The sequence below is a fragment of the Candidatus Saccharimonadales bacterium genome, from assembly GCA_035457485.1.
Taxonomy (GTDB): Bacteria; Patescibacteriota; Saccharimonadia; order Saccharimonadales; family EFPC-124; genus DATIBO01.
The window spans coordinates 639,770-651,353 of sequence record DATIBO010000006.1 but is presented as its reverse complement, the minus strand read 5'-3'; the positions used below and the strand labels follow the sequence as shown (position 1 = coordinate 651,353).

Annotated in this window: 13 protein-coding genes; 5 read left to right on the top strand and 8 right to left on the bottom strand. The window is 45.1% G+C overall.

What is annotated here, in order from left to right; genetic code table 11:
* Positions 1 to 62: 62 nt before the first annotated feature.
* The 3 genes from VLA77_03770 to VLA77_03760 all read right to left on the bottom strand — a co-directional run bounded on the left by VLA77_03770 (position 63) and on the right by VLA77_03760 (position 2,374).
* Positions 63 to 1,292, bottom strand: coding sequence for a DEAD/DEAH box helicase (locus VLA77_03770; protein ID HSE29673.1), 1,230 nt, complete (start codon positions 1,290 to 1,292; stop codon positions 63 to 65).
* A 123-nt stretch (positions 1,293 to 1,415) separates the two neighbouring features.
* Positions 1,416 to 2,093 (bottom strand): FAD-dependent oxidoreductase, encoded by a 678-nt coding sequence (locus tag VLA77_03765; GenBank protein ID HSE29672.1) that lies wholly within the window; start codon positions 2,091 to 2,093, stop codon positions 1,416 to 1,418.
* Positions 2,094 to 2,110: 17 nt separating this feature from the next.
* Positions 2,111 to 2,374 carry a hypothetical protein gene (locus VLA77_03760; GenBank protein ID HSE29671.1) on the bottom strand — a complete coding sequence of 88 codons (264 nt, stop codon included), beginning with the start codon at positions 2,372 to 2,374 and terminating at the stop codon, positions 2,111 to 2,113.
* Between the two features lie 41 nt (positions 2,375 to 2,415).
* On the opposite strand from VLA77_03760, the gene VLA77_03755 reads away from it, so the two are divergent.
* The 3 genes from VLA77_03755 to VLA77_03745 are packed head-to-tail and all read left to right on the top strand — an operon-like array spanning position 2,416 to position 5,348.
* A complete protein-coding gene (locus VLA77_03755; GenBank protein HSE29670.1) occupies positions 2,416 to 3,012 on the top strand; it encodes a DUF998 domain-containing protein in 597 nt (198 codons plus the stop codon).
* 18 nt (positions 3,013 to 3,030) lie between these two features.
* A complete protein-coding gene (locus VLA77_03750; protein ID HSE29669.1) occupies positions 3,031 to 4,143 on the top strand; it encodes an AI-2E family transporter in 1,113 nt (370 codons plus the stop codon).
* A gap of 8 nt (positions 4,144 to 4,151) precedes the next feature.
* Entirely contained in the window at positions 4,152 to 5,348 is a 1,197-nt protein-coding gene (locus VLA77_03745; GenBank protein ID HSE29668.1) for a hypothetical protein, read from the top strand.
* Here the strand turns inward: VLA77_03745 and cysS are convergent.
* Positions 5,341 to 6,744: a cysteine--tRNA ligase gene (cysS, locus tag VLA77_03740; GenBank protein HSE29667.1), complete on the bottom strand. Its 1,404-nt coding sequence runs from the start codon at positions 6,742 to 6,744 to the stop codon at positions 5,341 to 5,343. The two genes, VLA77_03745 and cysS, sit on opposite strands and share 8 nt — an antisense overlap.
* A 61-nt stretch (positions 6,745 to 6,805) precedes the next feature.
* On the bottom strand, positions 6,806 to 7,813 hold the full coding sequence (locus VLA77_03735) for a DHH family phosphoesterase (GenBank protein ID HSE29666.1): 1,008 nt from the start codon (positions 7,811 to 7,813) through the stop codon (positions 6,806 to 6,808).
* A gap of 379 nt (positions 7,814 to 8,192) precedes the next feature.
* Here VLA77_03735 and VLA77_03730 point away from each other — a divergent pair, with 379 nt between their 5' ends.
* Positions 8,193 to 8,573, top strand: a complete 381-nt coding sequence (locus VLA77_03730) for a hypothetical protein (protein HSE29665.1) — start codon at positions 8,193 to 8,195, stop codon at positions 8,571 to 8,573.
* A gap of 52 nt (positions 8,574 to 8,625) precedes the next feature.
* On the opposite strand, the gene recR is transcribed toward VLA77_03730, so the two are convergent.
* From recR to VLA77_03715, 3 genes are read right to left on the bottom strand one after another with little or no spacing between them, the layout of a single operon-like run.
* The gene (recR, locus tag VLA77_03725) at positions 8,626 to 9,231 is read right to left on the bottom strand and encodes a recombination mediator RecR (protein ID HSE29664.1); all 606 of its coding nucleotides are present in this window, start codon (positions 9,229 to 9,231) and stop codon (positions 8,626 to 8,628) included.
* Complete coding sequence (locus VLA77_03720) at positions 9,231 to 9,518, bottom strand: YbaB/EbfC family nucleoid-associated protein (GenBank protein HSE29663.1); 288 nt, start codon at positions 9,516 to 9,518, stop codon at positions 9,231 to 9,233. The genes recR and VLA77_03720 overlap by 1 nt, the downstream gene beginning before the upstream one ends.
* A 36-nt stretch (positions 9,519 to 9,554) precedes the next feature.
* On the bottom strand, positions 9,555 to 11,024 hold the full coding sequence (locus tag VLA77_03715) for a glycosyltransferase family 39 protein (protein ID HSE29662.1): 1,470 nt from the start codon (positions 11,022 to 11,024) through the stop codon (positions 9,555 to 9,557).
* Positions 11,025 to 11,128: 104 nt separating this feature from the next.
* Between VLA77_03715 and VLA77_03710 the strand changes: the two genes are divergently transcribed.
* Complete coding sequence (locus tag VLA77_03710; protein ID HSE29661.1) at positions 11,129 to 11,566, top strand: hypothetical protein; 438 nt, start codon at positions 11,129 to 11,131, stop codon at positions 11,564 to 11,566.
* The last annotated feature ends 18 nt before the right edge of the window (positions 11,567 to 11,584 follow it).

The following is an 11,584-nucleotide window of genomic DNA, read 5'->3' as shown; positions in this document are numbered from 1 at the left end:
CTCATTAAAAAGAGCCTCAACAGTCGAGGCTCTTTTTAATTGGAGGTTTCAGCGCGCGCGAATTAGTATTTTTCAACAAAAGTCAGCGCGTAACCCTTACGACCGGCGCGTCCAGCACGACCAACACGGTGTGTATAATCGTCGTAACTGTTTGGAGTTGTGTAGTTGATCACGTGTGTGATGTCGGCTACGTCAATACCACGAGCAGCGACGTCGGTTGCAACAAGCACTGTAACTTCGTTGTTTTTAAAGCGTTTTAGTGCACGCAGGCGTTGACCTTGACTTTTACCACCGTGCAATGACTCAACACTGAATCCACGGTTGTAAAGTTCTTGGCTTAGCTTTTCCACGTTGCGTTGAGTCTCGTCAAACACCAAAGTTTTAGAAACATGCTCTTTGCTCAAGATGTCGTGAAGCTTTTCTAACTTGTCGTTTTTAGTGTGATGCACGACGTTTTGCTCGACGTTATCACTTGTTGCACTTGTACGAACCGATACCTTAACGGGCTCTGTCATAAAGGTGTTAATTAGGCTTTCGATTTTCGCATCCATAGTTGCCGAAAAGAACAACGACTGACGAACTTCAGAAACCTCACCAAGCAACATACGTATGTCGTTGATGAAACCCATATCAACCATACGGTCAACCTCATCTAGCACCACAATAGTGAACTTAGAAAGGTCAATGTTGCCGCGGTTAAAGTGGTCTTTTAGCCGACCCGGCGTACCAATTACGATATTAGGGTTGTTTTGCAAGTCGCGAGTCTGGCGGTACATAGGAGCACCACCAATAACCAAAGCCCCACGTAGGCCACTGCCTTTAGCGAATGAACGGCATTCTTCCTCGATCTGCATAGCAAGCTCACGAGTTGGAGCCAAGATCAAGGCCTTAGCTTGCGGGTACTCCATAAGCTGGTTGATAACAGGCAACGCAAAAGCGGTGGTCTTACCCGTACCAGTGTTAGCAATACCAATAACGTCTTTGCCATCAAGGCCGAACGGAATTGCCTGATCTTGAATTTTCGAAGGAGTTGTAAAACCCTTGATCTCAATATTCTTTTTGATCAATGGGTTAATATTAAAGTCTGCAAAGCTGTGCTTTGGAACATAAACTTCTTCCTCGACTTGTTTAGCAGCTTTAATAAACCTGCTTGGGTCGATATATTGTTTGTTGGCGCCATTGCGACGACCGCCACCTTGGCTATAACCACCACGGCGCGGGCCACCACTATTACCACCAAATTTACTGCGGCCACCGTTAAAACGGCTTCGGCCAGAATTAAAATAAGACATTAAAATGAATCCTTATTGTTTTAGTTGTTTACTTCGATTGCTGCAATGAAATCGAGTAAAAAGGTCAACTAACCCGGATTCATTAAAACAATACTGCTATATTAGCACAAAAATAGACCAAGGTCAATGTACAGGATATTTACTGTCCAACCCCACAAACCAATCTTTTATGATGTTCTCATCTGTTATACCGTGCGATTTTAGACCGTCAACAATGTCGTCTACCATCCCTCCGGGGCCAGAAACGTAAAATAAGCTGTTTGCCATGTCGCAGTGTTGGCTGATAAATCCTAGATCGAGTCGCTTTTCTATTTGGTAGATAACTTTGAATTCTGGGTGCAAACTTTGCCACTCGTCAAATTCTTGTTTAAAAACCAGTTCCTCAGGGTCGCGGTTGGCATATATTAAGGTTGATGGGATTTGTTTACCACTTAAAACACGGTCAGCTAGGATTGCTCGATATGGGGTTACGCCGATCCCGGCCGCTAAAAACACTGTATGCAAACTGGTCTCGCGCCAAATAAAATCACCGTTTATGCTATTGGCGATAACTTGGTCGCCGGCATCTAATTTGTGAAGCTCATTTTTAAAATCGCTACCGCTGCTTGCTGTAGTTATTCGAATAGACTCTTCGCTAGGCGCCGAGGATATCGTAAAACGTCGTTCTGTGGAGTCTAAGATTTGTGGAAATTCTAACTTAATAGATTGTCCTGCGATCCAATCTTGCTGGGTATCAGGCTCAAAAAAGTAAGAATAAACCCGCTTAGTCTCAGATTTTTTGTGAACGAATTTTAGCCTCATTTAGGCTATGTTATCACCTATCGAAGAAGGAACCAATACACCAAAAAGCCTGCAATCGCCAAAACCAAGATTATCAACAGCCAAACCATGACCGACGATTTTTTGCCTGTTCCAACGGTTGCTGTATCTGGATTTAGCGGGGTATTAGAACTGCCTGTCGACATTGGCATTGGTCCAACAGGGGTTACGGGCGGTTCAACTGGAGTTGGATCGGTTGGCGGTGTCGCTGGCGGAGGTGTTGTTGGCTGAGTGTTTGAATCTGGCTTATTTTCGGGTTCCATTGTAAAATCCTTGTTTATATAATTAATATAGCATAAGGGCTATGCAAACTAATACTAATTTTATTTTACTTTGTTGCGGAATTGTCGGGCCAATCATTTTCATGACGGCCTGCTTGATAATTGGGCAAGCAATCCCCGGTTATAGCGCCAGTAGCGACTTTATTAGCTTTATGACAGTTGGCAGCCACGGATGGATGGAGCGACTCAACGAAACAGTAAGTAGTGCTTTGGTGATTATTTTTGCTCTAGCTTTAATCGCAAAGCACAGACGACTTGGCATGGTAACACTTTTGGCCGGCGTAACTGGTGTAGCAACGGCACTCTTCCCTACTAGCACAGAATTCTGGCCGGGTATGTTACATAGACTTTTTGCTGGCGCACTTTTTATATCGTTATTTGGCTTAATAATTTTATCTTTAAAGTTTATAAAATCTCAAAAATGGAAGTTTTTTAGTTTAGGCATAATCTTTGTGACTTTTTTAAGTATCCTGCCTGCGGTGATTTTTAACCCAGGTTTTAAGGGGGTACTGCAAAGAGTCGCAGTTTTTTCTGTCCAGATTTGGGTAATGTGTTTCGCACTTTATTTTGTTAAAAAATCTTTAAAACAGCAGTCCGCCGAGCTTGTTAATCAGCAGTAATACCGTCATAATAAAGATATGAAGCAGCTTAAACTTGAAATCGACAACCTTACCTTTATTCGCTTTTTAGTAATTGCTACCGGCTTTTTATTGGGGCTGTTTTTGCTATACAAATTGCTACCTGCATTAACCATTATTTTAGTTGCGTTTGTCCTGATGTTGGCGCTTAACCCATCTGTGCACGCCCTTAGTAGATACATGCCAAAACAAAATCGAATTTATGCTACTGCAATCGTATTTTTGGTGCTCCTTGGAATAATTTCGCTGTTCTTTTATATCGTTTTGCCACCCATGATCGAGCAAACGACTAATTTTATTTCTAGTTTGCCAAACTACGTCTCGGCAATTAGTCAAAACCAAGGTCCTGTAGCCGAACTCATAGCCAGGTATGAGCTTCAGGATGAACTTGCGAGCTTGGCGCAAAACCTAAAAGGTCAGGTGTTTAACGTAGCAGGCGGTTTGGGTGTTTCGGTTATAACCGGGGTAACCAGTATATTTGGTGGCTTAGCTCTTTTTGTAACAGTTTTAGTTCTTACGTTTTTGATGTTAATCGAAGCTCCACGCTGGGCTGAACGAGCGTGGTCTCTCTATGTAGACAAACAAAAACTTGCCATGCACAAAGAAGTTATTGCTAGCATGTACAAAGTTGTAGGCAGTTACGTTAATGGTCAGGTCCTGGTGGCGTTTATAAGCGGGGTATTCTCGCTGGTTGCTTTGGTGATTATTGTCACAGTCTTTGGTTTGTCGCCTGGAATCGCATTACCGATGGCCGGCGTGGTGTTCATGACGAGTCTTATTCCGATGATTGGCGCCACTGTTGGATCAATCATCATTCTGCTTGTCCTGCTTCTAAATGGTAGCGTGGGTGCAGCTGTCAGCTTTTTAGTTTACTTTGTAGTCTATCAGCAGATCGAGAACAACTTTATTCAGCCGATCGTGCAGTCGCGCACAGTCGCTTTAAGTGCTCTTGGGGTGTTTGTCGCGGTTATCCTAGGATTTGCATTGCTTGGCCCACTCGGTGGTATTCTGGCGATTCCGCTTGCAGGCTGTTTACGAATTTTAGTTTTGCATTACCTAAAACACAAACATAAAGCCGCCATTTCTTCCGAGGATTTCAAACTTAAAGACTAAGGAGCTGTATGCCTCCGCAGCAGTTTAACGACCAGGATTCCCCTAGCCAGGCACCGCCACCAAGATTTGGCCCTATGCCTGACCAGCCCATTATTAATGATGTATCGCAGAGTCAGTCTAAATCTGATCAGCCAAAGAAACGAAAAACGTGGCTAATTATATTGGCTGTAGCTTTGATTGTGGCTTTACTTGGAGTGCTTGCCTACTTTTTTATATCTAAAATAATGAAACCTGCCGAGCCTTCTGCGACAGCTGTTCAAGAATACTCCCCATCTGTCATTAGTATGATTAAGGGCAGTGAAAGTTGGAAAAATGGACGATTTGAAGTTATGGGTGGGCATGGTTTACCAACTGTAAAAGGTAGTTTTATAAAAACCACCTCAGGTCAGTTCTACACCGTTGCTGACGTTAATGCTCAGGAGGTAGAGAGTTCTGTAGCTCAGCTGGATGAAATCGCTCCAAATCACGCGCCAATCTATACAGGTAATGAATATCAAGTCAACACCCTTGGTTTAATCAACCAGATAGGTTACGGTATGGACAAAAATGTTTTAGATTTTTTAGAAGATCTACTAACTGAGCTCGGCGAACCAACGAAATCCCCAGAGTTTGTTGGTTGCCAGGCGGACCTTAACAATTATTACGGCAAAGCTGGTAACTATTTGAATACCTTAAAACCAAATTATGTTTACAATGAAAAATACCAATCGTATCAATGGAGTTTGGATACAACCGAACTCTTTAAAAATTTGGCAGTTAAAACCCAATCGCCAGCTTGCTACGAGTTCTTGGACAAAATTTTAACCAGTAACGTTGATAACGCGAATCTCGCTGGCACTCAGCTGATATTTGAGGTGACGGAAGAAAGTGCAGACGGCGCTACGTTTAAAATGTTTGCTGCTCCGGCTTCACCTTCTGAAGAATATGAGTTTATCTTTAAGATCACAATCTCGGATGTGAACAAAGCTGAAACCCCCAAGAGTTACCTTTCTGATCCCGATACAATCTTTGGTCGGGGCAGTGCATTTGCATTAACTATCAGTGAGTGTGACGGTCTGCCGGTAATTGCAACGGTAAGTAACTCTTCTCCAGTTTTTATTACTCCCGATAATGCGAATTATAAGGGGCCGCAGATCCGTGACTTAGGCTACTATTGCACTGCCGCTGAGGCCGCAAAGGACGGCTACTTTCCGGTTACTAACTAGCCCGTTGCCAGATTGATCCCATCGGCGTATCTCGAACAGTCAGGTTCTGGTTCTCGAGTTTATCGCGCAACTTATCACTCGAAGCAAAATCTCTGTTTGCTCTAGCTTGTTCACGATCTTTAATTAACCGTTTTTGCTCATCAGTTATGTCTTCACTTTCAAGCAGATTCAACCCAAGTACACGATCTAGAAACTTCAAAAAATCAACAAAACTTTCTGCTGCGCTTGGATCAATAAGACCCGTGTCTGCACCATTTTGTAGATCGCTCAAAGCCGCGAGGGCTTGCGGCGTATGGAGATCGTCGCTCAGTTCCTCTAGCACAACCTGCCTTACTTGATCAAAGTCGGCCGCCTGTACGCTGCCGCCATCCTTAAGTTGATAACGCAGATCTGCAAAAGCTTGCAGGCCTAATCGGCGTTGTTGAGCTGCCTTTAGTCCGCCCAAAGTAAAGTTAGAGTGAGTGCGATAGTGGCTCTGCAAGTAAAGCATCCTAAGATCTAACGGACTAAAACCTTGTCGGATAATGTCTTGCAGAGTGATACTATTGCCCAAGCTTTTGGATATTTTCGATCCATCAATATTTAAAAAACTGCCGTGTAGCCAATATTTAGCAAAAGGTTTGCCGGTTGCGGCTTCGGACTGTGCGATCTCGTTTGTGTGATGAACGGGAATATGATCTATTCCGCCAGCGTGAATATCTAAAGTGTCACCCAAAAATTCCATAGCAATTGCCGAGCATTCAATATGCCAGCCCGGAAACCCTTTCCCCCAAGGACTATCCCATTCCATGTCACGCTTCACGCCTTCTGGAGTGAACTTCCATAATGCAAAGTCCGAAGGTTGGCGCTTTTGCGGGTTGGCCTCTACGCGAGCCCCCTCTTTTAAGCTGTCTAAGTTTAGTCGGGCTAGTTTGCCATAATCGTTAACTTTGCTCGTGTCAAAATATACACCATCATCAATCGCGTAAGTGTAGCCCTTTTCTTGTAGCGCCTTTACGAGATCAATTTGAGCTTGAATATGTCTTGTTGCCGGCTCTAGGTGAGTTGGCTGCTCGATATTTAGTTCTTTTAGTCCTTTTTCAAAGTCTTCGGTGTAGAACTTAGCTATCTGCCACGCGGTCTTACCTTCACGTCGAGCGCCTTTTTCTAGTTTGTCCTCGCCTTCGTCGGCATCGCTAACTAAGTGGCCAACATCGGTGATATTCATTACCCAGTTAATTTTGTAGCCGTTTTCTTTTAGTACGCGCTGCAACGTGTCCCATCGAACGTAAGCAATCCAGTTGCCTATCTGTGGATAATCGTAAACGGTCGGTCCACAAGTATATAAACTAACCTGTTCGGGGCTTTGTGGAGTAAATTCTTCGAGTTTTTTTGTGAGTGTGTTATAAAGTTGCATCTTAACCTCTTTAAATTAATTATAGAGTATTTGAGCAACGCAACACCTAGACATCGAGTGATTATTTGTTGGCATCGTGATCCTTTAAGGCCTTGTCTACTGCGCCAATTAGCTCAATTTTAATCTCTTCGTAATTACCGTAAACCCTAAAGCCGGCCGCATAAGGATGACCACCGCCACCAAAAAATTTGGCTACGGTTTCGGCGATTTTGGCATCGGCATTTGCTCGAAGCTTACCAGTTATCTTACCGTCAGGATAGCTTTTGAATGCCACAGCCAAACGCACGCCTTCAACTAATCTCATTTCGTCTAAAACCAAAACAGATGGATTATACTGATCGCTGTACTCTTCAATTTCGTCCCATGGAATATGAACCAAGGCCAGAGCGCCGTTCGCGTGGTATTCAATCCGTTGGATCAGTTTGCCTTTGTATTCTAAAATCTCTGGGGACTTTTTCATAAAGTCACGACGCCGGTTTTCTATGTCGCTGATCTTTGCGCCCTTTTCCATTAGCTTCGCAACTGTAAAAACGCTATTCGCCGTAGTGCCTTCGCTGGCTAAGCCGAGTGAATCAGACATAATTGAGACCAACATACTTTCGCACGCATCAGATGGCAGCGGCCAGCTTAGCTTTTCGGCTAGGTCAAAAATAATTTCGCTAGTAGCTACAGCTTTAGAGTTGTTGACTTCGGTAAAGTCAAACGGTAGATCACTCTCAGTCAGGTGATGATCGATTACAACTATCGGATGTTTAGTAAGTTGCGCGAGATTTTCGGGGACAATTGCGCGCTCAAGCAAGGTTGCACTGCTAGTATCAACGATTATGCTAAGGTCAAAGTTTGTTGGAAAGTCGCTAACTACCCTGTCCCAACCAGTTGCATAACGTAGATACTTTGGAATTTCTACTGGGCAGTACATTTGGACTTTTTTGCCCATTTCGCTCAGGATTCCCTCTAGGGCAAGTGAGCTGCCTAAACTGTCTCCGTCTGGATTTTCAGCTTGAATAACCAACACGCTGGTCGAGTTTTTAATATGATCATCGATTTTGTTTAGGGCTTCTTGGTTCATCAAGACTATTCTAACAGATAATGTCGTTTTCGTCGTGAGTGGCGCCCGGGGTTGTGCCCCAGGCGCCACTCGACTGTCACTTAGGCAGCCACGCCAGCTCGAGAGTGTAGCGCGGTCCTTTTGTGAGCATAACCTCTTTATCAAAAGTTTACAATTTGGGTTTTTATGATAAAGTATATGTATCGTCTCAAAGGAGAGGACCATGTGGTTCAGACGAAAAGAGCAAGGGCCCACGAGGGTCGAAACTTCCCCCTGGATTCCGATTGAAGAGCACATAGAGGAGTTACTCCTCGAGGCTCGCAATCGCAGGACCGCGGTGGTTTCGGACTTCAATGGTGTCGATGTCGTCGTCCACCCGAACTCGACTCACGAGGAGGCCATGGCTCAGTACCGCCAGGGTCGAGAAACCAGAGATCTGGAGCAGCGGGTTCGCCAGTCGATACCTAAGGCTCTGGCGATCTCGGATCTTCTCGATGAGTTCCACAAACTCCACCTGATCGATCGCGAGCTTCTGCTGAACTGGCTGGTCAGATTCGGTCAGGCCTGGCATGTTGGCACGACTGTGGACAGCCGCGCCATCGCTCGGCGTCTTCTGGAAACGGGTCTCTACAATGAGATCCGTGTGCCCGAAGGCATACCCAACAACCGTCAAGAACACGCCGATCTGCTGATCGGACAGGCAATCGCCTGGCTTCAAGACGGTCGTGGGTTCGAAGAGGTCTTCCCGACCGTGGTCGAGCGCTGGCGCGATCGCTGGTAACGGGCACGGCCCTGCAGATGTCCCCGTCGGCTATGTCGGCGGGGACTTTACATTACATACTCTGCCTGCCTTCCAAGGCGTGGCTTAAAGTAATTTGGTCTGCATACTCAAGATCGACTCCAACCGGTAGGCCGCGTGCAAGCCGAGTAATCCTGACCTTATCGCCAATGTGTCGCTGTAAATATAGTGCCGTCGACTCACCTTCTACGCTGGCGTTCATCGCTAAAATAAGCTCGCTTATGCCGTCGTCATCAATTCGTTTTAATAGCTCCGGGATCTTTAATTGCTCAGGGCCAACCCCGTCAATCGGAGAAATAACGCCGCCCAAAACATGGTAAGTACCTTTGAACTGACCAGTTCGCTCTAAAGCCACAACGTCTAGCGGCTCTTCGACTACCGCAACAATGGTTTTATCTCGGCCAGGATCACTATACAAAGGTGAAAGCTCTTGCCCCTTTTCGATTAACACAAAAGTCTTAGGGCAGTAAGAAACACCGCTATGCAAACCCGACATTGCATCTGCTAGTTTTTGTGAAACTCCCGGTTCGCGCCGCAACAAAGCATAGGCATAGCGTTCTGCGGTGCGCTGCCCCACTCCTGGTAGCGCACCTAGCTCGTCGATTAGTTTTGTTAAGGCCTTTGGCAAGATCGCGGACATTAAAGGCCCAAGTTACCCAAACTTCCCATAAGTGGTTTCATTTTTTCGGCGGCAACTTGCTGAGATCGACTAATTGCCTCTTTTACTGCGGTAGCTATCCATCGTTCCAGCTCTGCAATGTCTTCTAGATCGACGCGCTCAGGGTCGATTTTGACTTCTTTAATTTTTTGCTCACCGGTAATGCGGACTAAAACTGCTCCATCGCCTGCTTCGACTTCGATAACTTCGTTTGCAAGCTCTTTTTGAGCTTTTTTGATTTTCATAATTGCTTTAGCTTGGTTAAACATTTACAACTCCTAATTAACAGCTTTCATCAGGTTATATTATCTATCAAATACTCTAAAACGCAAAGCCTCGGTAGCATTATCGTTAACCAGAACCGAAGTCGCAACTGGTGCCGGTAAAGTTGCCACGCTATTTATCTGAGATTCGGCGATAATCCACTTGCCGTTTTGTAGATTAACCTCGGCAGGATTCACCACTGTTGTGTTTGGTCTGTTTGATGCCTCAATTTGATAGAGTTTTTTGTCTATTTCGGGTACAACCACGAATACAAGCTGATCTTCTGGCATCTTGCTCAACTCGTTTTGCGCCAGGAACAGATCACTATTGAATGTTTGTTGGGCGCTCTCGCTGTACAGCATTCCAAAAGTGTAACGTTGGTCGTTAAATTGTATAACCGTAAGTAGTAATAAAGACAGAGGAATTAACCCAAAAACTCGGGCATATGGATTGAGCGGGAAGATCTTATACCAATAACTGATTATAGGCTGGACTCCAATTGCAATTACGATGAATGATGGAATCATTAGAACAGTCAGATTGTTGGGGTTAAAGCCCATAATTGGTATTAGCAAAGCAGCCCAAATTAACAGTAAATATGTTCTGATCGCATGAAAATCGCGCAGAATTCGAACGATTCCGGCAACCAAGAATAGTGCTGCCGCCAAGCTGACTAATGGTGTTACAAATTCGCCAAAGCTAATATTAAACGGATTTACAAAATTGCTTGCCGCCTGGACGAGATTTTGGAAGAACTGAACTGGTCCAGGTAAATCTTGCGGTATAGCTACCAAAGTCCAGATTTGGGAAATGTCCCTGTACAAACCCCATCCTAAAGGCACGAGTGTTAATGCAAAAATAAGTGTTCCTAGCGTTAGGTGAAACTTGCTGCTGCGCCTAATTAAGTATCGTAAATGCGGTTGAGCAAAAGATGCAATAATTGCGGCGGCAAACAGATAAATCATAAACGGACTGTAAAGCGAAAGCGCGGCTGTAAATGCTAAAACAACCTTCCAGCGTTTCCAGTGTTTGGTTTGTTGTGATATGTAAGTGGCTGAGAGCAGGACTAGGGCTGAAAAAAACGCAATCGTAATAAAAGGTGCGCCCAAACGTGCCGTACCAATAAACCATCCAGAGGTCAGCATTAGTAAGCTGCTAATTAGTGCAACATTCGACGGCATCCATCGACGTAAAACCAAAGCTGTAAATATAGCCGTTAAAATTCCAAACAACATGGATGGCAAGCGGACTCCGAATGGCGTCACTCCCAAGAGTTCTACGCTTGCTTTTTGCAGCAAATGATAAGGTAGGTCAACGATTGCAGTTGGCAGCTCGTTAAGTTTCAGATCTGTAGAAGTTATTAGGCTTTGAGTTTCGGTGGTACTTAAGCCAGGTGGAATCAACCCGCTAAAAAGTAAAATATAAAGCGCTACAACTAGGGCTAAAAAACCATACCCCAGTTGAAAACGGTATTTGTAGAATGTCCATTCTGAAACAGGAAGGATTTTCATATTGCTTTAGGTTTAGTATAGCGTACGTTGCTGTATGGTGTTAGCTTTATTTTTTTGGTTTTTATGTTATAGTTAGTTTAAGTCACCTACAAAAGGAGGACCACGTGAACGTGTGGCCAAAATGCAGCGTGCTTGTCCGAGGGGGTCAATCGCTGAGCGCTGATCAGCGGCGGAGCATCATCAATGCGCTCCAGCAGTTCTTCGCGAACTACGAGTACTCCAGTATCAATCAGGCGGACGCTGCAGACTATCCGGTCGACCTGTTCGACGCTGGAATCCTGCTGACGCTACAGAAGATGCATGGAGCTGCCCCGTTCGGCAGTGGCACGCTTCACATCTCTGTCATCGCCCAGGGTTCTCGGATCGAGATCAAGGCGGGCGTTGAGATGCCCGAGACGATGTACTTCCAGGCTCGCAAAGTCCACCGGTACAGCTTCGCTCAGGTATCGCTGCTGGTCTCGCGCGTCGAGGACGTGATCGCCGAGGCGCTCGGAGAGTGCTGCGGTCAGCGTACTCGGCTGGGCGATTTCTCAAACTCTTAGTTGAAGGTGGTGAGCCCT

Excerpts from the sequence above, each read along its gene's own strand:
- VLA77_03720 (HSE29663.1), bottom strand. The coding sequence starts at position 9,518 with ATGTTTAACCAAGCTAAAGCAATTATGAAAATCAAAAAAGCTCAAAAA.
- VLA77_03760 (HSE29671.1), bottom strand. The coding sequence starts at position 2,374 with ATGGAACCCGAAAATAAGCCAGATTCAAACACTCAGCCAACAACACCT.
- VLA77_03735 (HSE29666.1), bottom strand. The coding sequence starts at position 7,813 with ATGAACCAAGAAGCCCTAAACAAAATCGATGATCATATTAAAAACTCG.
- recR (HSE29664.1), bottom strand. The coding sequence starts at position 9,231 with ATGTCCGCGATCTTGCCAAAGGCCTTAACAAAACTAATCGACGAGCTA.
- VLA77_03730 (HSE29665.1), top strand. The coding sequence starts at position 8,193 with ATGGCTCAGTACCGCCAGGGTCGAGAAACCAGAGATCTGGAGCAGCGG.
- VLA77_03755 (HSE29670.1), top strand. The coding sequence starts at position 2,416 with ATGCAAACTAATACTAATTTTATTTTACTTTGTTGCGGAATTGTCGGG.
- VLA77_03715 (HSE29662.1), bottom strand. The coding sequence starts at position 11,024 with ATGAAAATCCTTCCTGTTTCAGAATGGACATTCTACAAATACCGTTTT.
- VLA77_03765 (HSE29672.1), bottom strand. The coding sequence starts at position 2,093 with ATGAGGCTAAAATTCGTTCACAAAAAATCTGAGACTAAGCGGGTTTAT.
- VLA77_03750 (HSE29669.1), top strand. The coding sequence starts at position 3,031 with ATGAAGCAGCTTAAACTTGAAATCGACAACCTTACCTTTATTCGCTTT.
- VLA77_03770 (HSE29673.1), bottom strand. The coding sequence starts at position 1,292 with ATGTCTTATTTTAATTCTGGCCGAAGCCGTTTTAACGGTGGCCGCAGT.
- VLA77_03745 (HSE29668.1), top strand. The coding sequence starts at position 4,152 with ATGCCTCCGCAGCAGTTTAACGACCAGGATTCCCCTAGCCAGGCACCG.
- cysS (HSE29667.1), bottom strand. The coding sequence starts at position 6,744 with ATGCAACTTTATAACACACTCACAAAAAAACTCGAAGAATTTACTCCA.